This window comes from Streptomyces sp. NPDC050388 (genome assembly GCF_040655635.1).
Classification (GTDB): Bacteria; Actinomycetota; Actinomycetes; order Streptomycetales; family Streptomycetaceae; genus Streptomyces.
On sequence record NZ_JBFAKH010000028.1, the window covers coordinates 1 to 21,975 of the forward strand.

The window sequence follows — 21,975 nt, forward strand, 5'->3', positions numbered from 1 at the left end:
GCGCTTCCGCGCCGCCCGCCACCACCGCCGCATGGACCTGCTCCACTCCCCCATCGACGCGCGCGTGGTACGCGCGAAGGGCACACGCCCGTTGCGCCGCTGCGGGACCGGTCCGGTTCGGTCCCGGCTCAGACCTCCAGGTCGGTCTCGATCCGGCGCAGCTGGTGGCGAGCCATCGCCAGGTTGGCGCGAGCCTTGTCCAGGACCAGGTACAGGAACAGTCCGTTCCCGCCGCGCCCCTTGAGCGGGCGGATCAGGTGGTACTGGCTGCCCAGGGTGATCAGGATGTCGTCGATCTCGTCCTTCAGCCCCAGGAGTTCCATGGTGCGCAGTTTCGAGCGCATGACGTCGGTGTTGCCCGCGGCGGCGACCTCCAGGTTGAAGTCCTTGCCACCGCCCATCGTGCCGAGCGCCATGCCGCTGGTGTAGTCGACGAGTGCGGCGGCCGTCGCGCCGTCGATGGAGCCGAGGCAGTCCTTGAGCGCGGTCTCGGTGTTGGCCATGAGAGGTTTCCCTTCGGTCGTGATCGTTGTTCTGGCCGGTCGCCGGGTCGTGCCGCGGCGGCAGGCCGGGAGGAAGAGCCTGGATTCAGCCGCCGGCCTGGGGCCGGGGCCGGTGTGCGGGCCGCTGCGGAGCGCGCACCGGGAGGGTGCCGATCCGGCGGTCCGCGTCCGAGGCGGGTGCGGGGCCTTGTTCGGGCGCCGCGCGGTCGGCGTGCCGGCCCACTCCGGGGCCGGCTCCGATGGCGACCAGGTCCGCGATGCGGGCTCCGCTGCGCCGGCCCTCCAGGTGCAGCCGGCCCACGTTGACCCGGTCGTCGGCGAGCAGGGTGAGCACGGCGGTGCTTCCCGCGGCGTAGGTCGCCACGTATCCCCGCGTCCCGCGCACCAGCAGTTCGCGGAACTCACCGCGGGCGGTGGCGTCCGTCACGCGGTACGCGACACCGAGCGCGGCGGCGGTGAGCGCGGCCAGCCCCTCCGGTTCGGTGTCGGGCACGTCGTGGGCGAGGACGAGTCCGTCGACGGTGGCCGCGAGCGATCCCGCCAGCCGGGGGACCCGGGTACGGAGCCGACGCAGTTCGTCCAGCACGTCGGTCTCGACGGCCATGAGCAGTCTCCTTTCGGCACGCTGTCGACGCGCGCGGATCACAGGGCCTCCAAGGCGTCCAGGAGCCGTCGCAGCAGCGCTGTGTCGGGCTCGTCCCACGCGGAGCCGGCTTCGCCGGTGCCGTGGGGGACGGTGACGACGGGCGGGGACGGGGGCGGTGCGGGGGCGATCAGTCCGGCGGCGGCCAGGCGGCGCAGTTCGACGAGGGTGTGGAAGGTGCGGCACGCCAGGGCCGAGGCGATCTGCGCGGCGGTGCTGGCCCCGTCGACCCGGGCGAGGGTCCGGCCGCGGCGGGGCGGCAGGTCCGCCGGGTCGGCGCCGGGCGCGCGGGTGAGCGGGGCGGTGTCGACGGCGGGGTCGGGCCAGATGCGGTGCAGCAGATCGCGGCGACGCCGCGACTCGCGCAGCACACTGTGCACCGGAACGGGGCGGACCGCGCCGAGCCAGTGCGCTGCTTCCGGGCGGAAGCGGAGCGCGGCGGTGTCCTGGGCCAGCGCGAAGTACGCCGCGTCGAACAGCGCGCCCGTGTGGCACAGTTCCAGCGCTCCCGCGCTGAGACGGCCGCTGTCGACCAGCTGGCGGCCGACGCGGTGACGGGCCCCGGCCCGCTCGACCGCCTCCCACCAGCCGTCGGCCGGGAGGGCACCGCTGCCGGTGAGCAGATCGCCGAGGTCGGGGCTGTACACGGATTCGACGTGGACGACGTGCCCCGCCGCCAGGTAGAAGACCCCGGACTCGGTGGAGAGGGCCCCGGTGGCGCGGTCCGCCGCGAGACTGCCGAGCACGGCCGGCGCCGATCCGCCGGTGGGTGCCGATCCCTCGATGGGCGCCGCCGTGGTCATCCGAGCACCAGCCGGTCCGCCATCTCGGCCAGCCGGATGCGGGCCAGGGCCAGGTTGCCGTCACGGCGGTCGAGCCACAGGTACAGGAACACGGTGCTGTCGAAGGTCGTGATGACGAACCGGAGCAGGTGGTACGCGTCGACGGTGGTGAGGATGAGGTCCTGGACGGGTGGTTCCTTGCCGGAGGCGACGGAGGCGACGGACAGGCCGCCGTCGGCCGGTGCGAGTGTGCCGCTCTCCATGGCGAGGCGGGCGAGTTCGGCGGTCTCCGCCGCTGTCGCCTCCGGGTCGTCACCCGGAGCGTCGCCCACCGCGCCCAGCGCGAGTCCGCTGATCCAGTCGACCACCAGTGCACCCCGCGCACCAGGCAGTCGCATGGCTTCCAGCAGACTCTCGTCGATTCCGGGCACGCCGGATCCCCCCTCATCGCACGGCTGTACCGCGAACGTGACGTCGACGCTACGGTGTGTGCTCGACCGGAGGAGGGCTTTGGTGTTTTCCCTTGGAATATGCGACAAGGATGCCCCGGCACTGATAACGTCGGCGATTTTCCAGGTCCGGTGGGCGGCGGGGTGCGAGCAGGGCCTTCCCCTGGGCGGATGGCGGGTCGGCCCTGCTCACCGGATTCCATTGTGGGGACCGGGTACTGTCGCGACCACGAGTGAAAGCCTTCCGCCATGTGTGTGCCCCACACACCCCGTGCGCGGGCCCCGCGTGCGGGGATGACACGTGGCACATGAGAGTCCCACCGCGCGGGTAACCGCGGACGAGGACCGCCGCCCGGCGGAACCCTCGTCAGTCCGCCGCCCGACAGCGACGACAATGACAGGAACACGTGCCCCCGTTCACCCCTGGACCCATGCCTACCTCACGCACCGCCCGCCCCACGATCCCTCCGTCCGTCTGGCTGACCGCCGGCCGGCACACCGGCGCCTCAGCGCTGGACGTGCTCCGGCGCACCCTGCCCCGGCTGGAGGGCGGCGGAGGCATCGACGCCTTCCTGGAAGTGCCCGACGACGTGCCCGAAGCGGGGCACGAGACGCGCCACGACACGCCGGACCGGGTGTTCCAGGCCCGTGTCCGGGTCGCCGGGGCGGTGACCGTGCGCGCCCGGCTGAGCGTCGGCCCCGCCGAGGGGGACGGGCAGCGCTGGGTCCTGGTCGCCGAGGCCGAGCGGCCCTGGGACCACACATGGCCCTCCCCCGCAGGTATGTTCTGGCCCCTGGACGACCCGGACCCGGACTGGAACCACGACGCGGCCACGGGACTGCGGCTGGGGGAGATCAATCCACTGTCCGAGGACGACAAGGCCGTACGGCGGCTGCTGCGTGCCTGCGCGCGGAGCGCCGACGGGAACGGGTGGAACATCCACGTGGTCGTCCACGAGGCGATGACCACGGACGACCGCGGCCGGCTGCCGCTCGCCCACTGGCTGCCGCCGGGGCTGCGGCATCGCGTGGTGGAGCACCGGGCCGCGCCGCACCAGCTGCGGGTCGTGAACTGGGCACTGCGGGACTCCGGTGTCGAGGTGCCGCGCGGCGGTGCGGTGGTCCTGCCCGGCGGGCCTGTCCCGGACGGCTACGACACCGGGGAGTTCTCGGTGCGTGCGGTGTTCCTGGACGGCACCCGCCCCGCCGAGCTGGTCGACGCGGTGAGCCGGTTCGCGGCGCTGCCGCGTCCGCTGCCGGACGGCGCCGAGGCCGCCCTGACCGCGCTGCGGGAGGACTGGCGTCTGCTGACCCTGGAGGAGGAGCTCGCCCGCGAGCGCCGGCTGGTCGCCATGTACGCCGAAGCGTTGGAGGCCATGACGAAGTCCCGCGACCTGTACCGCGAGGCGGCCGAGAGCGCGCACGAGGCGCTGGCCGCCTACCGGGAGTCCGCCGCGGCCTCCGGACCCCGTGCCCTGCCGCCCGGCAGCACGCCGGCCCCGTCGCCCGTGCGGCAGCTGACGCGCACGCTGGAGCGCCTGAAGTTCGGTCCCAGGGCGGCGCGTCGCCCGTCGGCCGACGAGGAGGAGCGCGAGGAGCGCGGGGCCCCGCCCGCCGCCGACAGGCAGTCGGCGGCTTCGGGCCCGTAGGGCCTTTCCCGGTCCGTGCCCGGTGAACCCGGCGTTCCTCCTCGATCGGCACGCGCTCAGTCCGGCATCCGGTGTGCCCCGGGTGCCGGCCACACCGCCCAGTGCCTGCCGGGGAACGGGGAGGCCACCCGGACGAGCAGGGCCGTCAGCGCCAGCAGCGCGGCGGTGACGGCCGTCGCGCTGGCCAGCCACTGCGGGGCGAGCGCGAGGCGGACGGCCCGGGACAGGAAGACGGACGGGAAGGACGGGCCGTAGGCGTGCGCCCCGGCCAGGGCCGCGGGTACGACGACCGCCGGTGCGAGCACCAGCGCGCCGGGGCGCACCACCAGGATCAGGGCCAGCGCCGTGCAGAGCACCGACAGGCCGACGGTGAGGGCGTGCAGGCCCAGTGCGGAACCGTCGCAGTGCGGGGGGAAGTGGGCCACTGCGCACAGGGCGAGAGCCACCGCGGCGAGCCAGCTGGACCAGGTCAGGGACCGGTCCGCCTGTTCGGGCGGACGCTCGGGGGCGGCGCCGGCGGGTCTCCGGTCGGGCCGCGTGCCCTGCCCCGTTCGCGCGCGGGGCCGGTGGTGCCTGATCCGGTGTCGCGAGCGCAGGGCCGCCGCGCCCCGGGCACCGCGGTGGAGGGTCCGGTATCCGGCCTCCGGCGCCGTTCCGCGCCCGTCCCCGGCTTCCTCGTCGTCCCGGATGCTCCTCCGGGCCCCACCCCCGTCCCGGCCGCTGTTCCCGGCTCGGTACGGGGCTCGGTGCCGGTCTCCGTACGCGCCGTCGTCTCGGTCGCCGTGGTCGTCCCCGGAGCGGGACGGGGCCGACGGGACCGTCGTCGGGCTGCCGGAGCGTTCCGGTGGCTCCTGCGCGGCCAGCTGGTCTATCAGCTCGATCAGTTCCTCGACGGAGCGGCCGGAGGCTGCTGCCCGCAGCGCCTCCTCACGGCAGTGGGGTGCCAGTTCCTCGTTCTGCAGCAGCGCCACCAGCCGGGTCACGTCCGCCACGGGACGGTGTGCCGCCGCGGCCCGGATCACCTCGTCGGCGCTGTCGGCGTCGCGGGGCGGCCGGGTCAGCAGGGCGACCAGACGGGCGACGTCCTCCACGGACCGGCTCACTCCGACGGCGCGCAGGGCGTCGACCACGGCCGGCGTGTGCTCGGGCGAGCGCGCCAGCGACGTGATGAGGTCGGCGACCTCCTCCAGGGGGCGGTCCGACACCGCCGCGCACATCAGGCCGCCGACGGCATCCCCGGTGCTGAGCGGGGCCGGGTCCAGCAGGCCGGTGCCGGTGGCGGAGACCGTCGGGGCGGACGGAGGGGGCGTCGTCGGCGGTGCCGACGGGAGGGCCGGGTCCGTCCCGGCGGGTATCGCGGATCCGTTCGAGGTGTTCGAGGAGGGTGATGAAGAGCAGGTGGTCATGCTCGGCTCCATGAAGAAGGCTGAGGCCGCTCCTCGCCCCGGACGCACGAGGAGCGACGTTACGTGGACCATTACTAGGCGCCCTCGCCCCGCACGGCCACTCGGCTGGGCCATGGGTATGACCTGTAATGCTCCATGCGTCCGGCGGATGCCATAGCCGGGGCCGTTACCGGGCATCCAGACAGAGAGACCGTTGCCCCGCCGCGCTTGGAGGAGGACACCCCGTGGACACCACCACCGTGGTAATCGTCGCCGTCGTCGCGGCCGCCGTGCTGGCCTGCGCCGTGGCCGTCCTGGTGCGGCTGGTCCGCACCCGGCGGGCGTTGCGGGACGCCGGTCTGCCCACGGGCCCACGCTGGGTGTTCTGGGGTGCGGTCCTCTACCTGGTGCTGCCGACCGACCTGTTGCCCGACCCGGTCTATCTGGACGACATCGGCGTCCTGCTGCTCGCCCTGCGCACCATGCGCGGCTCCCTCGGCGCACGTTCCCTCGGGGCGATGCCCCGGCGACCGGACCGTGAACCCGCCGATGACTACGCTCCGTGAGGAAACCAACCACCCGTTCGATTCGTATAAGTCTCTGGAAGCCAAAACAAGTCGGCGGACCAAGCGGCGGCGCGCAGTGGCCCGTCGCTGGTCGGCGCGGTACCGACGAGGGAGAGACGATGCAACCGTTCGCGCTCAACTACGCACGTCCGGCACCGGAGTTGGTCGTAACCACTCCGTATGTGTACGACTCTGGGCTGCAGTTGAACGTACTCGTCGACGGACGGGTGGCGGCCTGCGATCACGCACTGTTGCGGGAGGTGGGCACCACCACATCCACCGCGGGGTCCAAGACCCACTTCGACGACTGACCATGGACCGCAGACGATGACCGTACTGATCCTCACCTGTGAAGAGGACGTGACCGCCGACATGGTGATCGTGCATCTGCACGGTTCCGGGGTGCCGGTGGTGCGCCTCGACCCGGCAGATCTGACCGGCGGGGTCTCGCTCTCGGGTGAATACGTCCACGGCCGCTTCCGCGGCCATCTCTCCGCCGGGGGGAGGCTGGTGAGCATCGGCGGGCTGCGGTCCGTGTGGGTGCGCAGGCCGGGCACCCCGGCCGGGCGGGCGGCCCAGCCGTCGCCGTGGCTGACCGAGGAGGCCGCCCAGGCCCTCTACGGCATGCTGCGCGGCTCGGACGCCCGCTGGATGAACCATCCGGACGCGGCCCGGCAGGCCCGTCACAAGCCATGGCAGCTACGACTGGCCCAGCGCTGCGGCCTGCCCGTGCCCGCCACGGTGATCACGACCTTCCCGCGCGCCGCCCGGGAGTTCGCGGAGCGCTTCCCGGACCTGGTGGTCAAACCGGTCTCCGGAGCACATCCGCAGGATCCGCCGCGGGCCGTTCCGACCAGCCGGGTGGCGCCGGACACCGACTTCGCCGCCGTGGCGTTCGGACCGACGCTGCTCCAGCGGCGGATCGCGAAGCGGGCCGACATCCGGCTCACCGCCGTGGGCGAGCGTCTGCTCGCCGCCCGCAAGGCGACGGCCCCGGACGCGGAACCGACGGAGGTCGATGTGCGTTTCGCCACATCCCCCTCCCCCTGGGAGCCGGTCGACGTGCCGCCACGCACCGCCGACGCCGTCCACACCTATCTACGCGAGGCCGAACTGGCTTACGGAGCCTTCGACTTCGTCGAGGACACGGACGGGACGTGGTGGTTCCTGGAGTGCAATCAGTCAGGTCAGTTCGGATTCGTCGAGGTGGAGACGGGACAGCCGATCGCCCGTGCCGTCGCCGAGTGGCTGGCCCGGCCCGCTCCCAAAGAGACTCCGGGGATCAACGGGGTTCGCACCACGGCGCGTTGAGGGCCCGTCACCACGCCTGGGCGCGGTGGTACGGGCCCTTCCCCCGGGTCAGTGCGGCCGGGGGCCGGACAACAGGGCGGTGCGCTGCCAGCCGTTGCCCGGGGACTGCGGACGGTCGAGGCCCGGGGTGTACCCGGACGATTGCAGGGGCCGCATGACCAGCTCCAGTTCCCTGCTCACTCGTTCGGCCTCCCTGCGGACCTGCGCGGGCACATCGCCGCACTCCGCGATGAGTCGGTCGTAGATGGGGGAATCCTGGAACACCCGGCAACGCGCCTCTCTGCTCGTCGCCCCCGGAGCGGGGGCGCGACTGCCGAGTGTAGGCGCCCGGACACCATGAAGTGGGAATTCGCCCGCACGACTTGACGCAGACCGGGACAGGAGGGGCAGCCGACGCGAGCCCCGGTCCGGCCGGGCCCGGCGCGGTCAGGCTCCCGTCGTGGAGCCGGGGCGAACGATCATGAGGATCGTCACCGTCGCCCACAGCAGGTTGAACACACCGGTGGACGTGGCCAGTCGCACCGTGGCCTGCCGGTCGACGGAGCGGCCCTCCGCCACCTGCTCGACGAACTCCTCCTGACCGGGCAGGACGAAGGCGATCAGGACGCCCGCGGCGGCCGCCGTCAGGACGATGGAGGTGATGAGCCAGCCGTCGCCCAGGACCCCCATGGCGAGAGCGGTGGCGAGCCCGAGAACGGGCACCGCGATTCCTATCCGGGCGTAGACCCCGCAGATGCGGTGCAGCACTCCGACCGTGGTCACCGCCGTCGCCGCGGGCCCGCCGCCCCCGGCGGCCCGGCGCACGGCCGGCGGGAACATGCTCGCCGCCACGGTCACGGGACCGACGGCGATGATGGCGGCGAGGACGTGGACGGACAGCAGGAACTTGGTCACCGGGGCTCTTTCCTTGGTGCGATCAGCGGTTCCCGGCCCACGTTAGGGGCCCGGGGGGCGATCACCCAGGGGCCGGATCGACAGCTTCCAACGGATTCCCGCCAACACCGCCGAGCTGCCCTCCCGGCCGTCGCCGTACCGCTGCCCCGGCTCTTGTCGCTGGCGGGAACCCGTCTACCGTGGCGTTCATGCACTCCGTGGCGATTCTGCTGCTCGACCGGGTCATCCCGTTCGACATGGCGGCCCCCATGCAGACCTTCGACTGGACGCGGCTGCCCGACGGCCGGCCCGCCTACCGGGTGCGCCCGTGCGCGGAGACACCCGAGGTGGTGGCGGACGGCGGGCTGGTCCTGCGTGTCGACCGCGGGCTGGAGGCCCTGGCGGACGCCGACACGATCATCGTCCCGGGTTGCGCCGAGGGTGCCGCGCCGCTCTCCCCCGCCGTCCGCGCGGCGCTCCGCCGGGCGGCCGAGGCGGGCACCCGGATCGCCTCGGTGTGCGTGGGTGCGTTCGTCCTGGCGGAGGCCGGGTTGCTGGACGGGCTGCGCGCCACCACGCACTGGGTGGCCGCGGACCAGCTGGCCCGCGACTTTCCGCGCGTCGAGGTGAAGCCCGACGTGCTCTACGTCGACAACGGGCAGATCCTCACCTCGGCCGGCGCCGCTGCCGCACTGGACATGTGCCTGCACATGATCCGCCGGGACCTCGGCTCGGCCGTGGCCGCGAACACGGCCCGGATGTCCGTCATGCCGCTGGAACGGGAGGGCGGGCAGGCCCAGTTCATCGTGCACCAGCACCCGCCCGTGCCCCGTGGGTCGGCTCTGGAGCCGCTTCTGGAATGGCTCGAGGACAATCTGGCGCACGAGGTCACCCTCGGGGCGATGGCGGCGCGCGCCGGGATGAGCGAGCGCACCTTCGGCCGCCGGTTCCGTGAGCAAACGGGCACCACACCGGTGCAGTGGCTGCTGCGGGCGCGGGTGCGACGGGCACAGTACCTGCTGGAGAACAGCGACCACACCGTCGAACGGATCGCCCAGCAGTCGGGGTTCGGCTCGCCCACGGCGTTCCGTGAGCGGTTCCGCAAGGTGGTGGGCACCACACCGTATGCGTATCGGTCGGCGTTCCACGGGCGACGGCCCGTCGCGAGCACCGGCTCGTAGCCGGAGACCTGCCTGCTTCGGTGGAACGGCGGAACACAGCCCGGGAGCCGTCACCCGACCAGCGACCGGCCGCTCTCCTCGTCCGCGCCCGCGGTCCGGATGTCCGCCGAGGTCCGCTCCCCGGTGAGCAGCGCGTCCGCGCGGGCGACGGCCTCACGGATACCGGCCGTTCCCGTCATCACGCAGAGCGTGTACGTGATGTCCTCCAGCTCGCGCGCCGCGACGGGCGAGTACCGCTCCGCCTGCGCGATCCGCAGCGTCGCGTAACGCGTCAGCAACTGTCTGACCCTCTTGGGATCCGGTACCAGCACGAAAGCGCCTCTCTACTGATCTCTGAGTGTGACGGGCGCCTACCCGGATCACACCGAAACATTCATCCCATTTGCTCAACTGGTCGGAATCGGCGAGAACCCGGCACCCCGCTGCCCCGGCCGGTATGGCACGCTCGGACCCGGCAGGGGGCCGGGCACCACCGGCCGGCGGCGGACACACGGCACGGGAGAGACGACGGCATGCGTATCGGACTGCTCGGCACCGGCCCCTGGGCACAGGCGGCACACGCCCCCGCGCTGAGCGGTCACCAGGAACTCGACTTCACCGGCGTGTGGGGCCGCCGCTTCGACGCCGCCGAGGAACTGGCCGACCGGCACGGCACGCGCGCGTACGACGACGTCGACGCACTGATCGCCGACGTGGACGCCGTCGCCGTGGCCCTGCCCCCGGACGTGCAGGCCGGTCTCGCGGTCCGTGCGGCGCGGGCGGGACGCCATCTGCTGCTCGACAAGCCGCTCGCCCCGACGGTGGCGCAGGGGCGGGCGGTGGCGGAGGCGGTCGAGGAGGCGCGGGTCGCCTCCGTGGTCTTCTTCACCACCCGCTTCCAGCCCGAACCGGCGGCGTGGATCAGTGAACAGGCCGGCGCGGGCGGTTGGTTCACCGCGCGGGCGGAGTGGCTCGGGTCGGTGTTCACCTCCGGCGACAGCCCGTTCGCGGTCTCGCCCTGGCGGCGGGAGAAGGGTGCGTTGTGGGACGTCGGCCCGCACGCCCTGTCCGTACTGCTGCCCCTGCTCGGAGACGCCCGGCGGGTGTCGGCGGCGGCGCACGGCCCCGGCGACACCGTCCATCTCGTACTGGAGCACACGAGCGACGCTTCGAGCGCCGTCACCCTGAGCCTGACCGCACCCCCGGCCGCCGCCGGCGCCACCGTGGAGCTCCGCGGCAAGTCCGGCGTCACCGTCCTGCCGGAGACGGCCCACGGGGCGGTCCCCGCCCTCGGACGGGCCGTCGACGCGCTCCTCACCGCCGCGGACACCGGCCGGCCGCACCCCTGCGACGCCGCGTTCGCGCTCCGCGTCACCGAGATCCTGGCCGGCGCGGAGACCCTGCTCGACAGCGGAACGGCCCGACCCGGCCTCTGATGTCCCCGGCTTAAACGACGCTTAAGAAGCGCTTAAGCAATCGTGGGGTTCTCGTACGCCGTTCAAGTAACCGCTGGTCAGGGCGGATCCAGGGACAAGTCGGACCTGTTGGCGGGGGTCGTTCCGGTCCGTACCATCAAGGCCGTGCGTCGGCGCCGACGCACGGTCTGAGAGCGCTCTCACCCCTCTGGAGCCCTCCACGCCCCAAGGTCCCAGGCCGGGTCGACGCCGCCCAGAACCCCCACGACCACCTCAGGAGACCCCCCACATGACTCCCCGTCACCAGCGTTCCCCCGGCCGCCGGAAGGTCCTCTTCGCTCTCGGTGGGGCAGCCGTGGCCGCGCCCGCCGTCGCCGCGTTCGCCCCCCACGCCCTCGCGAAGACGCCCGCCGGCACGAAGGCCGCCGCGGGCTCCCTCCCGCTGACGGTCGTCAACAACAGCGGTTCCTTCGACAACGCGAGCGTGCACCTCTACATCGTGGGCAACCAGGACGACCGTCAGGTACGGGTCACCCCCGACGGCACCCTGGCCCCGATCGCCCTGTCGGACAACGGCGCCGACGGCTTCACCGACTACGCGATCAGCCTGTCCGGCAGCGGCGGGACCCGGCTGTCCCTGCCGTACATGTCCGGCCGTGTCTACGTGGCCCTCGGTGCGAAGCTCAAGTTCAAGGCCGTCACGGACGGCAACGGCCACGCGGCGCTGCAGTACCCGGCGGGCTGGGTCACCTCGGACCCCAACTACGGTGTGCTGCACGACTGTGCCGAGTTCACCTACAACTCCGCGGGCATGTTCTGCAACACCACGATGGTCGACATGTTCAGCGTGCCGCTCGGCATCCGGCTCACCGGCTCCGAGGACCAGACCACGGGCACCTTCCGCGAGGGGGGCCGCCGCGCCGTGTTCGGCGCCATCAGGCAGGTGGAGGCGTTCTCGCGGCTCGTCGTGGACGACACCCGGATCATCGCACCGGGACACGGACTGGATTCGGGCCTGTTCGCCGAGGACTACCTCGCCCCGTACATCGACGAGGTGTGGAGCACCTACACCGGCCGGGACCTGAAGGTCACCACCGACGCCGGCACCTTCACCGGCCGGGTGCGCGGCGACCGGTTCACCTTCGACGGACCCGCCCAGGTCTCCTTCGGCAAGCCGTCCACGCGGGACGTGCTCTTCTGCGACGGAGCGCTCGCCGCCCCCAACGACGGTACGACCGGCCCGGTCGCCGCCGTGCTCGGCGCCGGCTTCAACCGCTCGACGCTGCTCAGCCACCCCGACCAGCCGACCACCGACGCCTCGGCCTTCTACCGGACCGAACTCACCAACCACTACTCCAAGGCCGTGCACACGGCCACGGAGGACGGAAAGGCGTACGGCTTCGCCTTCGACGACGTCGCCGGCTTCGCCTCCTACATCCAGGACACGGCCCCCACCGGCCTGCGCCTGACGCTGTCGCCCTTCTAGACGCCTCGGAGCAGCCCGGACGGCGGTCTTCGCAGTGTTTTCCGCGGGCCGGGGAAGGTACTCCTGCACGTGAGGAGCGGCCCTTCGAGGCGGTGCCCCACGTGTTCCGGATGCACGGCGGGCTCCCGCGTTGAATGGTGATATCGGACCCGATGACCGCACCGGGGCCGCTACAACGTCCGGACCCGAGGAGCCAGAAGATGTCGACGTCACAGCCCGAGGAGTCCAGGCCGTCCGAGGACCGCACCACCCCGGACGGCCTGCTCCACGCCCGTACCGGCACCGACGTGTCGCCGGAGGACCTCGTCCTTGCCTCCGGCAAGGATCTCACCCCGCAGAATCTCGAATGGGCCAAGCGCAAACTGGCGGAGGAGGGACCCGCCGCACTGGACAAGCTGCTTCCCTGAACCTCGGGACCGGCTCCGTCATGCCCGTCCTGATCGGCCGGGACGGAGCGGGCCGGGCCCGATCGGGCCGGGGCGGATCAGACCGGGTCAGGTCCTGTCCTGGCTCTGCCCCCGATCCCCGTCCCGGCCCTCCGGCAACGCCGTTTCGTCCTCCACGACGTGCACGGCGGCCTCTTCCGCGCCGGCGGCCCCCGCGTCGATGCCGACGTCCTCGGCCACGCTCTCCTTCGTGCTGTCGGCACGGACGCCCTCGTCCGGGGCGACCAGGCGTCCGGCGCGCTCGGTGCCGGCCTCCGGGTCGACCGGTTCGCCCTCGCCCCCGGGGAGGTCGCCCACGTCGTCCCCGCCGGGCGCGGACGTGTCGGGCACTTCCTGGTCCAGCCGTTCGTCCAGGGTCTCGCCCTCGTGCTGTTCGGCGGCCGTGGTGCCGTGCCGGGTCACGCCGAGCGGCTTCTCCGGCGGGGAGTAGCCCTCGTCCAGGATGTCGTCATAGGTCCGTTCGTCGACGGCGTCCTGCCGGTCGAGGGGCGCGGCGTCCGCTTGCTCCTCGTTGCCTCCGGTGGGCTGGTACACGTCGTCCGCCATCGGATCGGTACCCATGGTTTCCTCCCTGTCACGCCGTGTCGACTCGTTCCTCTCAGGTGTTGATCCGCGTTTCCCGTCATGCGCCGCCCAATCCCGATTCGGCGTGCGGGTCCCTGCCGCGTCCCGGGGGTCCGGGCGTCAGCCGGAGGCGTCCTTCCGGGGTGCCGGGGCGATGCGGGCCTCGAGGTCGCTGATCCGGTGGACCGGCCAGGGCCGCGCGTAGTCGGGCGGGACACCGCCGGGGCCGGTGAGCGCGGCCACGGGGACGCGGTCCGCGGTGCGCAGGATCTCCGCCACCGTGATGTTCTCGTTGTTCCCGCTGGTCCCGCCGGAGGAGCAGCCGGTGTAGTAGCCGACGGGGACGGCCTCGTGGCCGGTGACCAGACAGGGCGGGCGGACGCCCAGCCGGTGCAGTTCGTCGGCGGCGCGGGCCCAGTCCCGACGGCTTTCGGCGGTGCGGTCGACGGTGTGCACCAGGACGGCCAGCTGTACCGCCAGATGGCCGGTCAGGGCGAGCGCGACCAGTGCCGCCGCGACCGGCCGCCGGCTCCCTCCCGGGCGCCGCTTTCCGGCCGGTTCTCCGGCCAGGTGCCACAGTCCGTCGGCGACGGGAACCGCGAGGAGGGCGTAGGCGGGCTGGAGGAAGCGGGGTGCCGCGTACCCGATCATGAACAGGTACGGGAAGGCGGCCGTGGTGGCGCAGGCCAGCGGCATCACGGTACGCAGGACACGCCGGGCCCGTACGGCGACGACCACCCCGACGGCGGCGAGCAGGGGCAGGGCGAACCACCAGAGGGTGGTCACCGGGTGGGGCATCGGCCCGGTGCAGGGGCGGCACAGACCGCGTCCGCCCAGGCTGCGCAGCTGGTCGTCGACGGCCATGTGCCAGCCGAGCCCGCCCTGGACGCGGGAGGCCTCGGCCAGCCGCTCCCCCAGGCCGCCGTATCCCGCGTAGGCCTCGGCCACCCATTCGACCGCACCCACCGCGAGACCCGCCGCCGACGCGAGCAGAAGCCGCCAGTGACGGCCGGCCAGGGCGAGGACGAACAGGGGGACCGTCACCCAGACGGCGTCGGTGGGCCGCATCCACGCCATCAGCGCGGCCCCCGCCACGACGCCCCACAGCGCGCCGCGCGCCGAGCGGTCGGCGCGGTACCGCAGGAAGGAGCCGACCGTGATCAGGGCGCCGATCGCGACCCAGTGGTTGGGCATGGCCTGGGGGCCGTAGAAGAGGGTCACCCACAGGGAGGCGTAGAAGGCTCCGGCGCTGACCAGGACGCGGGTGGGGAACAGACCGCGCCAGGCGCGCAGCGCCAGGTACAGGGCGAGGCCGGACAGCAGGGCGAGGTGGACGCGCAGCAGGGCGGTGGACGAGGACCAGGACGCGACGGGCGCCACCAGGAGCGAGACGCCGCGGGAGCGCGGGGCGCTGAAGAAGGCGGCCGGGTGGTGGGACGTGACCTGGCTGACGTAGACGACCTCGTCCCAGCCGAGTCCCAGGCCCGGTCGGACGAGGACGAGTTGGGCGAGGGTGAAGACGGCGGCCAGGGCCACGAGCGGTGCGGTGCCGGCGGCCGGACGGAACACGCCCGGGGACGTGTGTGCGCGTCGCCGTCCTCCGGTGGGGAGGAGACCGCGTCCGTCGGCCATCGTCCGCCCCCTGCGTCCCTCGCTCCGGCGAGACGCCGGCATGCGAACCGTGCAAACAAGGTCAAATTACCCCGCAAGGTCCAGGCAGATGAAGCGGAGTACGGCCGTTCGCCTCATCCCGTCCATGAGGGCCGCCGCTCCCCCGGTTCCCCGAGGAGCTCCTCGAGGTCCGTCACGACCCGGTCGGCGCCATGGGCGTACAGCGCGTCCGGCCGTCCGACGCGGTCCACGCCGACCACGTAGCCGAAGTGACCGGCGCGGCCCGCGTCCATGCCGGCCAGCGCGTCCTCGAACACGGCGGCCCGGCCGGGAGGCACGCCGAGGTCCCGGGCCGCGGCGAGGAAGGTGTCGGGGCGCGGCTTGCCCGGGAGGCCGCGTTCGGCGGCGACCACGCCGTCGACGCGGACGTCGAAGAGGTGCTCGGCACCGATGGCGCGCAGCACGTCGAGGCAGTTGGCGCTGGCGGAGACGACGGCGGTGCGCAGTCGGCGGGCGCGGGCCGCCTCGATGTAACGCAGGGTGCCGTCGTAGGCGTCGACACCGCCGGTGCGGATCCGCTCCAGGAGCAGCTCGTTCTTGCGGTTGCCGAGCCCGTGCACGGTCGGGGCGTCGGGCGGGTCCCCGGGTTCCCCCTCGGGCAGTTCGATGGCGCGGGAGGCGAGGAAGGTGCGTACGCCGTCGGCACGCGGACGGCCGTCGACGTACTTGGCGTAGTCACCGGCGTCGGCGTCGAAGGGCCGGAAGTCGGCGCCGTCCCGCTCGCGCAGGAAGGCGTCGAACATCTCCTTCCAGGCCGCCGCGTGGACGACGGCCGTCCTGGTGATGACGCCGTCGAGGTCGAAGAGGCAGGCCAGGATGTTCTCGGGCAGACCCAGATCCGTCATACCGGATACCTTCCCCGCTCGGCGGCGAACACGGGAAGCGCGGGTGACACACTCGTCCGTGTGACACCGACCTTCGACGATCTGCTCAGCCGCGCCCGCGCCCTCACCGGGGCCGGCCGGCGCGCGGTGCTCGGCATCGCCGGCAGCCCGGGCTCCGGCAAGTCCACGCTCGCCGAACACTTGGTGCGGGAGTTGAACGGCACCGGGGAGCCGTGGGTCGCGCACGTCCCCATGGACGGCTTCCACCTCGCCGACGCCGAACTGGACCGGCTCGGCCGCCGGGACCGCAAGGGCGCCCCGGACACCTTCGACGCCGCCGGGTACGCGGAGCTGCTGCGACGCCTGCGCGTGGAGACGTACGACGACGTCGTGTACGCGCCCGGCTTCGAACGGGTGCTGGAGCAGCCGATCGCGGGGGCCGTGCCGGTGCCGCCGACGGCCCGGCTGGTGGTCACGGAGGGGAACTACCTGCTGCTGGACACCGGCGCCTGGGCCCGGGCCCGGCCGCAACTCGACGAGGTGTGGTTCTGCGAGCTGGACGAGGAGGAGCGGCTGCGCCGGCTGGTGGCCCGCCACGAGGAGTTCGGCAAGCGCCATGACGAGGCGGTGGCCTGGGCCCTTCGCTCGGACCAGCCCAACGCCGAACTCGTCGCCCCGACCCGGCACCGCGCCGACCTCGTGGTGCCCGCGGCCGCGGTGCCGCGCGCGGGCACCGCGGCATGAGCGTGCTGCCGCCCTGACCGGCTCGGGCCGTCCACCGAGCCGTTCCCGATGGACACGGCACGGCCCGGTGATTCATGCTCCGGTCCATGATTCGAACCGCCACCGTGCACGACGTCCCCGAGATCCTGGCGATGATCCACGAACTCGCCGCCTACGAGAAGGCCGCCGAACAGTCCCGCGCCACCGAGGAGCAGCTGCGCGAGGCGCTGTTCGGCGCGCACCCCGCCGCATCCGTCCTGATCGCCGAGGACGACGCCGATGGCCGGATCGTGGGCTTCGCCCTGTGGTTCCCGCGTTTCTCCACCTGGACCGGCACCCGGGGGATGCATCTGGAGGACCTCTTCGTACGCCCGCACACCCGGGGCGCCGGGCACGGCAAGGCACTGCTGGCCGCCCTCGCGGCGATCTGCCGGGAGAACGGTTTCGAGCGCTTCGAGTGGGTGGTGCTGGACTGGAACGAGCCGGCGATCGGCTTCTACCGGTCACTCGGGGCGGAGTTCCTGAACGACTGGACGGTGTGCCGGCTGAGCGGCGCCCCGCTGGCGGACCTCGCCGCTCACGCGCCGGTCCTCGTGGGGCGCACTGACTGACACTCGCCGGGCACGCACCGGGTCTGCCCGAAGGAGCGGCGCGCCTCACCGGCCGCTCGGCACCCGGCCGGGGTGGGCGGTGCGAGAGCGGGGCGGTATGAGCCGTCTTCCGGTGGGACGCGGGCAGCAGCGGGCGTCGCCCGGCACGCGGGACGCCCTGTTCCTGCCGATGTTCCTCGCGGTGGCGGCGGGGTGCGTCACCCCGTGCGGGACTCCAGCGCGAGGCGGGTGTCGTCTCCGTAGACGCCGGTCTCGTCGCCCTGGATGCCGTACCAGAGCTGGAAACGGGCGACGGCCGCCGTCAGGGTGGCGTCGTAGCGGCCGCTGGTGGCACCGTCGCGGTAGACGTCCGGGATGCGCAGGAGCCGTTCCTGGAGTTCGGTCACCTCGGGCCCGACATCTCCCTCGCTGAGGAATCCGGGTCCCGTCGGGGCTGGTTCGGGTGGCGTGGCGGGCGCGCTCACCGGAGGGCTCGCGGAGGGGCGGGCACCGGAAGCGGCACCGGCACGGTCGTCGGCGCCGTGGCCCGAAGGGCCCAGAACACCGAGAACGCCGAGAACGCCGAGAACGCCGAAAAACAGGACAGCGCCGCCGAACCCGAGCGCCGCCGCGGCCACAACGGCACGCCGCGCCGCCGGCCCGGGGCCGGGGCTCCGCGCAGGGCCGCGCGCCGGGCCGGACGCGGGTGCCGGTGGCCGACCGGCCGGCTCGGGGGCGACCGGCGGGAGTTCCTGCGTCTCGTCCTCCGCACCGGTCGGCGGCCGGGGCAGGGTGACGGACTCGTAGTCCCCCCCGTCTTCCCATCCCTCCCGCCCCTCCCGTTTCTCCCGTTCGAACTCCCGGAACATCTCCGCGAGCGCGTCCGTGCGGCGGGGGCGCAGGACGCGGACGGGTTCCAGGGGCGGGCCGTCGTGCGACTGCCCTGGGTCGGACGGCGTCGGCATGCCGCTCTCCTTCCGTTCCGCACGAGGGCGGAGCCGCCCACGGGGAGGGATACGGGAGGCAAGCGGCGGAGGTTCAGCCCGCGGCGCGCAGAAAGCGGTGCAGGGAGGCCGTCACGGCGGACACGAACGTCTCCCGGGACGCCTCGTCCAGGGCGTCGAGGGACAGGTACGGGTTGAGGTCCTCCAGTTCGACCAGCAGCAGTTCACCGTCCGGGGCGCGGCAGGCGTCGACCCGCTGGATGCCGTGGTCGAGGGTGTTCCATTCGACGAACCGCCGGGCGAACTCCAGGTCGCCCGGGCCGGCCCGGTACGGCTCCAACTGCCAGCGCCGGTCGGTGCGCGGGGCGTACAGGGCGTACTGGAAGTCGTGGTCGACGAAGTAGAAGGAGACCTCGTAGGCGAAGTCGATGTGCGGCTGCACCAGGACACTGCCGTCGACCAGGTCGCCCACGGCGTCCCGGCCGACGATGCGCAGCCCCACGGAGTCGGCGCCGAGCCGGGGTTTGACCACGTACCGGTCCGCCGCGGGCAGCCGGTCGAGGTCCTCCGTCCGGTCGACGGTGGGGATCACCGGGCGGCCTGCGGCGCTCAGTTCGAGCAGGTACCGCTTGCCGGCCATGTCGCCCCGGCCGGTGAGCGGGTTGTAGACCGGCGTGCCGGTCGCCGTGGCCCGTTCGCGGAAGGCGCGGTAGGCGTCCTGGTACGACAGCACGGGACCGCTGTTGCGGACCACGACGGCGTCGAAGCCGTCCAGCAGCGCGGCGGCGTCCCGCGGGTGACACAGCGCCAGGTCGAAGTCCTCGCGCAGCCGGGAGGTGAGGAAGACGTCCTCGTCGCCGTAGCGGCGCCCACGGGCCGGGTAGGCCAGGTCGGTGACGTACAGGAGACGGGGGCGGGATCGGAGGTGGGGACGCGCGGGTGCCATGCGGGACTCCTCGGGGACGACGGCGCCCTGATCATATGAACGGCACCCGCTCCTCGGTACGGGCCGGGGCACACCGGGCACGTCCACATGCAGAGATTATGGTACCGAGTACCTTTACGGGTGGCACTGAGTGCCATACTCTGTGGCCGTGCGCGGTGCTGCGACAGACCGGCACGAGCGTGCCGGGCGACCGCGCACGCGGGATTTCCGGCCGAGTGCAGGGAGTTGACCAGCGTGTATCACCACTCAGGAAACGTGGCTCAGCAGGCAGCCGGCTCCGCGACGGATCTGCTCGAACCCCAGAGCGGTACCTCCGCCTCCATCGAGGCCATGACCTTCCAGCGGTGCACCTGGTGCGGCACCGCGGTGTACCAACGGCTGCTGTGCCCCGTATGCCAGGGCAGCGACCTGCGCACGGAGCGCAGCACGGGCGTCGGAATGGTCCGCCACTCCACGGTGGTGCACCGCAACACGCCGGCGGCCCGGAACGTGTCCCTGATCGAGATGGCCGAGGGCTTCGTCGTGCGCGGCCGGGTCATGGGCCCGCCCATCGGCATCCACGGCGGCGACCGGGTACGGCTGTCCACGGCCAAGGACCCCGTACGGGGCGAACCTGTCTTCCAGTTGATCGACGAGCCCTACCGGGCCTGGACCTGACGCCCCACCGGGCACCGTTCGGAACCGCTCAGGCAGTCGGGGTGATGCGGATTCCGACGGTGCCGTCCCGGCCCCGGCGCAGGCGGCTGCCGAGCAGCGTCAACCGCCCCGTCAGACCGTACTTGCGGGCGATCAGCTCGCGATAGCGGGCGGTGGTGGCCCGATCGCAGATCTCCGCGGTGGCCGGGAGCTGGTCGCCGGTCGGGGTGCCCCGTATGTCGCAGGGGCCGACCAGGACGTCGGCGCGGGCGCGGACGCGCTTCACCTTCCAGGAGTCGGCGACGGTCCAGACCCCGAGCGCCTCCCCGTCCCGCACCACCCATACCGGGGTGGCCACCGGCGTTCCGTTGCGCCGGTAGCTGGTGACCAACAGGTACTTTCCCGCTCCGAGCCGCTCCCACGACGTGTCGCCCATACCCGGCAGTCTAGAACCTGCCCACGCCCTCCCGCCCACCCAGGGCCTGACCGGCGGCATACGCCCGGCCGACGCGGCCGCATATTCTCGGATCACGGCGGCGGTGAACACGACGGGGCCCGCGCGCGTATGGAGAGAGGGCGCTCGACTCAGGGGAGGCCCCGCGGTGTTCGCACCGCGCTGTTCTGGTTCGGGAGTCATGCATGAGGCACGCACGACGACGGGTCGTCCGGCGAATGACACGGCTGGCAGCCGTCGGCGGACTCCTCCTCGGAGGAACGATGGTGACCCGCGCCGTCGCGAGTGAGCCACCGGAGCCGGACACGGTTCCCTACGCCGCCGAGGAGGCCACCGGCCCCGGCTCCGAACTCGTCTCCCGGCTGGGCGCCTCCCGCACCGCGGGCAGCTGGCTCGACGCCGAGGGGCGGACGGTCGTCGCGGTCACCGACGAGAAGGCGGCGGCCGAGGTACGGAAGGCCGGCGCCGACCCGAAGATGGTGCGCCACAGCATGCGCGACCTGAAGTCGGCCACGCAGACTCTGCGTTCGGCACCGCGCGTACCCGGAACGGCCTGGTCCATGGACTACCGGTCCAACGAGGTGGTGGTCCGCGGCGACAGCACGGTGTCCGCGGACGACTGGTCCGAGCTGACCCGGGTCGCGGAGGGGGTGGGCGGATTCGTCCGCATGGAGCGCACCGGGGGCACCTTCACCACCCGGCTCAACGGGGCGGTGCCCATCCTGTCGACCGCCGGGCGCTGTTCCGCGGGCTTCAACGTGACCAACGGCAAGCGTGACTTCATCCTCACGGCGGGACACTGCGGACCCGACGGTTCCGTCTGGTTCGCCGACGACCAGGGCAGGCAGAAGGTCGGGACCACGGTCGGCGGCAGCTTCCCCGGCGACGACTACTCCCTGATCGAGTACGACGGCGGCCAGGCGGGCGAGGGCGCGGGCGTGGTGGCGATCGGTGACGGACGGGGCGTACGGATCACGGGGGTGGGAGATCCCGAGGTCGGTCAGCGGATCTTCCGCAGCGGCAGCACCAGCGGGCTGCGCGACGGGGAGGTGACCGCGCTCAACGCGACGGTGAACTACCCGGAGGGCACGGTCAGCGGGCTCATCGAGACCAATGTGTGCGCCGAGCCCGGTGACAGCGGCGGCCCGATGTTCTCCGAGGGCATCGCGCTCGGCGTGACCTCGGGCGGCAGCGGCGACTGTCGGCAGGCGGGCGGTACGACGTTCTTCCAACCGGTCACGAAGGCGTTGTCGCAGCTCAAGGTGGATCTCATCGTGGCCCCGAGGGCCGGCGACGGCTCGGACACGGCGGCTCCGCCGGCGACGCAGGGCGCGGTGGCCCCGGACGCCGCGTCACCGGGCTCCTCGGCGACGGAGGACGCCGCCTCGACCGTGCTGTCCCGCCTGGCCGACCCGCGTGCGGTCGGCCCCGGCACGCTGGTCATCGGGGGCAGTCTGGCGGCACTGGTGGCAACCCGCTGGATCCGCACGGAACAGGACCGCAAGGCGTACCGGCGCCACTACTCGGCGACGTGGGGCTAGGGCCCGTCCGGGGGAAGGAGCGTGGGCGAGGGGCAGCGGGCCCGTGCGGCGCTCAGGCCGCCTCGGCCCGCCGCGGAAGGGCCGAGGCCCACTCCTGGACGAGCCGCTGGTACTCCGCGCGCTGCTCGCCGCTCAGTGTCCCGCCCGACCGGAGCCACAGGGCCCGAATCTCCTCGTTGACCTCGGCAGCCGATCGCTCGGAGGAGGGTTCAAGAGTGGTGGACATGCTGTGAAGCATACGACCCCCGGATGTGAAAGCCGCGTGAGTAACGACGAACAGGCCCGGCAGATCGGACATGGCGGACAGTGTCACTGATCACGTCCATCTGCCGTGCGACGTGGGGGAGTTCACATCCCGGACCGCCGCCCGCCCCTTCGCGGCCCGCCCCGCCCCACTTCTCCCGGCGACTTGCG

27 protein-coding genes are annotated in these 21,975 nt (G+C 73.0%); 12 read left to right on the forward strand and 15 right to left on the reverse strand.

Annotation, left to right across the window (positions count from 1 at the left end):
• Nucleotides 1-128: 128 nt before the first annotated feature.
• The 4 genes from AB0I73_RS17975 to AB0I73_RS17990 all read right to left on the reverse strand — a co-directional run bounded on the left by AB0I73_RS17975 (nt 129) and on the right by AB0I73_RS17990 (nt 2,359).
• Entirely contained in the window at nt 129-503 is a 375-nt protein-coding gene (locus tag AB0I73_RS17975) for a hypothetical protein (protein ID WP_109378613.1), read from the reverse strand.
• 85 nt (nt 504-588) lie between these two features.
• Entirely contained in the window at nt 589-1,107 is a 519-nt protein-coding gene (locus AB0I73_RS17980; protein WP_363038401.1) for a roadblock/LC7 domain-containing protein, read from the reverse strand.
• 38 nt (nt 1,108-1,145) lie between these two features.
• Nucleotides 1,146-1,949: a hypothetical protein gene (locus AB0I73_RS17985; protein ID WP_363038403.1), complete on the reverse strand. Its 804-nt coding sequence runs from the start codon at nt 1,947-1,949 to the stop codon at nt 1,146-1,148.
• Nucleotides 1,946-2,359 carry a hypothetical protein gene (locus AB0I73_RS17990; RefSeq protein ID WP_109378616.1) on the reverse strand — a complete coding sequence of 138 codons (414 nt, stop codon included), beginning with the start codon at nt 2,357-2,359 and terminating at the stop codon, nt 1,946-1,948. The genes AB0I73_RS17985 and AB0I73_RS17990 overlap by 4 nt, the downstream gene beginning before the upstream one ends.
• A 449-nt stretch (nt 2,360-2,808) precedes the next feature.
• Between AB0I73_RS17990 and AB0I73_RS17995 the strand changes: the two genes are divergently transcribed.
• Entirely contained in the window at nt 2,809-4,026 is a 1,218-nt protein-coding gene (locus AB0I73_RS17995; protein ID WP_363038405.1) for a hypothetical protein, read from the forward strand.
• A 56-nt stretch (nt 4,027-4,082) separates the two neighbouring features.
• On the opposite strand, the gene AB0I73_RS18000 is transcribed toward AB0I73_RS17995, so the two are convergent.
• Nucleotides 4,083-5,432 carry a hypothetical protein gene (locus AB0I73_RS18000; RefSeq protein ID WP_363038407.1) on the reverse strand — a complete coding sequence of 450 codons (1,350 nt, stop codon included), beginning with the start codon at nt 5,430-5,432 and terminating at the stop codon, nt 4,083-4,085.
• Between the two features lie 224 nt (nt 5,433-5,656).
• Between AB0I73_RS18000 and AB0I73_RS18005 the strand changes: the two genes are divergently transcribed.
• The 3 genes from AB0I73_RS18005 (at nt 5,657) to tgmB (ending at nt 7,288) form a co-directional block, all read left to right on the forward strand.
• Nucleotides 5,657-5,977 carry a YkvA family protein gene (locus AB0I73_RS18005; protein WP_363038409.1) on the forward strand — a complete coding sequence of 107 codons (321 nt, stop codon included), beginning with the start codon at nt 5,657-5,659 and terminating at the stop codon, nt 5,975-5,977.
• A 119-nt stretch (nt 5,978-6,096) separates the two neighbouring features.
• On the forward strand, nt 6,097-6,288 hold the full coding sequence (gene tgmA / locus AB0I73_RS18010) for a putative ATP-grasp-modified RiPP (RefSeq protein ID WP_109378619.1): 192 nt from the start codon (nt 6,097-6,099) through the stop codon (nt 6,286-6,288).
• Between the two features lie 16 nt (nt 6,289-6,304).
• Nucleotides 6,305-7,288: an ATP-grasp ribosomal peptide maturase gene (tgmB, locus tag AB0I73_RS18015; RefSeq protein ID WP_363038411.1), complete on the forward strand. Its 984-nt coding sequence runs from the start codon at nt 6,305-6,307 to the stop codon at nt 7,286-7,288.
• Nucleotides 7,289-7,336: 48 nt separating this feature from the next.
• On the opposite strand, the gene AB0I73_RS18020 is transcribed toward tgmB, so the two are convergent.
• Both AB0I73_RS18020 and AB0I73_RS18025 read right to left on the reverse strand, forming a co-directional pair.
• Entirely contained in the window at nt 7,337-7,552 is a 216-nt protein-coding gene (locus AB0I73_RS18020; protein WP_363038413.1) for a hypothetical protein, read from the reverse strand.
• Between the two features lie 162 nt (nt 7,553-7,714).
• Nucleotides 7,715-8,182 (reverse strand): hypothetical protein, encoded by a 468-nt coding sequence (locus AB0I73_RS18025; protein WP_363038415.1) that lies wholly within the window; start codon nt 8,180-8,182, stop codon nt 7,715-7,717.
• A gap of 188 nt (nt 8,183-8,370) precedes the next feature.
• On the opposite strand from AB0I73_RS18025, the gene AB0I73_RS18030 reads away from it, so the two are divergent.
• Nucleotides 8,371-9,342, forward strand: coding sequence for a helix-turn-helix domain-containing protein (locus AB0I73_RS18030; protein ID WP_363038417.1), 972 nt, complete (start codon nt 8,371-8,373; stop codon nt 9,340-9,342).
• A 50-nt stretch (nt 9,343-9,392) separates the two neighbouring features.
• Here the strand turns inward: AB0I73_RS18030 and AB0I73_RS18035 are convergent, their stop codons facing one another.
• Nucleotides 9,393-9,653 (reverse strand): DUF5133 domain-containing protein, encoded by a 261-nt coding sequence (locus AB0I73_RS18035; RefSeq protein ID WP_363038419.1) that lies wholly within the window; start codon nt 9,651-9,653, stop codon nt 9,393-9,395.
• Between the two features lie 201 nt (nt 9,654-9,854).
• Here AB0I73_RS18035 and AB0I73_RS18040 point away from each other — a divergent pair, with 201 nt between their 5' ends.
• From AB0I73_RS18040 to AB0I73_RS18050, 3 genes are all read left to right on the forward strand, one after another.
• A complete protein-coding gene (locus AB0I73_RS18040) occupies nt 9,855-10,757 on the forward strand; it encodes a Gfo/Idh/MocA family oxidoreductase (RefSeq protein WP_363038421.1) in 903 nt (300 codons plus the stop codon).
• A gap of 268 nt (nt 10,758-11,025) precedes the next feature.
• The gene (locus AB0I73_RS18045; RefSeq protein WP_363038423.1) at nt 11,026-12,222 is read left to right on the forward strand and encodes a glycoside hydrolase family 64 protein; all 1,197 of its coding nucleotides are present in this window, start codon (nt 11,026-11,028) and stop codon (nt 12,220-12,222) included.
• 200 nt (nt 12,223-12,422) lie between these two features.
• Entirely contained in the window at nt 12,423-12,629 is a 207-nt protein-coding gene (locus tag AB0I73_RS18050) for a hypothetical protein (RefSeq protein WP_109378626.1), read from the forward strand.
• A gap of 87 nt (nt 12,630-12,716) precedes the next feature.
• Here AB0I73_RS18050 and AB0I73_RS18055 read toward each other — a convergent pair whose 3' ends face one another.
• From AB0I73_RS18055 to AB0I73_RS18065, 3 genes are all read right to left on the reverse strand, one after another.
• Nucleotides 12,717-13,229 (reverse strand): DUF5709 domain-containing protein, encoded by a 513-nt coding sequence (locus AB0I73_RS18055; RefSeq protein ID WP_363038425.1) that lies wholly within the window; start codon nt 13,227-13,229, stop codon nt 12,717-12,719.
• Nucleotides 13,230-13,352: 123 nt separating this feature from the next.
• On the reverse strand, nt 13,353-14,864 hold the full coding sequence (locus AB0I73_RS18060) for a hypothetical protein (protein WP_363038427.1): 1,512 nt from the start codon (nt 14,862-14,864) through the stop codon (nt 13,353-13,355).
• A 113-nt stretch (nt 14,865-14,977) separates the two neighbouring features.
• Entirely contained in the window at nt 14,978-15,748 is a 771-nt protein-coding gene (locus AB0I73_RS18065) for a beta-phosphoglucomutase family hydrolase (RefSeq protein ID WP_363038429.1), read from the reverse strand.
• Nucleotides 15,749-15,808: 60 nt separating this feature from the next.
• Here AB0I73_RS18065 and AB0I73_RS18070 point away from each other — a divergent pair, with 60 nt between their 5' ends.
• On the forward strand, nt 15,809-16,471 hold the full coding sequence (locus AB0I73_RS18070) for a nucleoside/nucleotide kinase family protein (protein ID WP_363038430.1): 663 nt from the start codon (nt 15,809-15,811) through the stop codon (nt 16,469-16,471).
• An 86-nt stretch (nt 16,472-16,557) separates the two neighbouring features.
• Nucleotides 16,558-17,061, forward strand: coding sequence for a GNAT family N-acetyltransferase (locus AB0I73_RS18075; RefSeq protein WP_363038432.1), 504 nt, complete (start codon nt 16,558-16,560; stop codon nt 17,059-17,061).
• A 197-nt stretch (nt 17,062-17,258) separates the two neighbouring features.
• Here AB0I73_RS18075 and AB0I73_RS18080 read toward each other — a convergent pair whose 3' ends face one another.
• A complete protein-coding gene (locus tag AB0I73_RS18080) occupies nt 17,259-18,005 on the reverse strand; it encodes a peptidoglycan-binding domain-containing protein (protein ID WP_363038433.1) in 747 nt (248 codons plus the stop codon).
• Between the two features lie 73 nt (nt 18,006-18,078).
• The gene (locus AB0I73_RS18085) at nt 18,079-18,930 is read right to left on the reverse strand and encodes a hypothetical protein (protein WP_363038435.1); all 852 of its coding nucleotides are present in this window, start codon (nt 18,928-18,930) and stop codon (nt 18,079-18,081) included.
• 234 nt (nt 18,931-19,164) lie between these two features.
• On the opposite strand from AB0I73_RS18085, the gene AB0I73_RS18090 reads away from it, so the two are divergent.
• On the forward strand, nt 19,165-19,587 hold the full coding sequence (locus tag AB0I73_RS18090) for a hypothetical protein (protein ID WP_363038437.1): 423 nt from the start codon (nt 19,165-19,167) through the stop codon (nt 19,585-19,587).
• 28 nt (nt 19,588-19,615) lie between these two features.
• Here the strand turns inward: AB0I73_RS18090 and AB0I73_RS18095 are convergent, their stop codons facing one another.
• Nucleotides 19,616-20,002, reverse strand: coding sequence for a PPOX class F420-dependent oxidoreductase (locus AB0I73_RS18095; protein WP_363038439.1), 387 nt, complete (start codon nt 20,000-20,002; stop codon nt 19,616-19,618).
• A 236-nt stretch (nt 20,003-20,238) separates the two neighbouring features.
• Here AB0I73_RS18095 and AB0I73_RS18100 point away from each other — a divergent pair, with 236 nt between their 5' ends.
• Entirely contained in the window at nt 20,239-21,561 is a 1,323-nt protein-coding gene (locus tag AB0I73_RS18100) for a S1 family peptidase (protein ID WP_363038441.1), read from the forward strand.
• A gap of 52 nt (nt 21,562-21,613) precedes the next feature.
• On the opposite strand, the gene AB0I73_RS18105 is transcribed toward AB0I73_RS18100, so the two are convergent.
• A complete protein-coding gene (locus AB0I73_RS18105; protein WP_109378756.1) occupies nt 21,614-21,799 on the reverse strand; it encodes a hypothetical protein in 186 nt (61 codons plus the stop codon).
• Between the last annotated feature and the right edge of the window lie 176 nt (nt 21,800-21,975).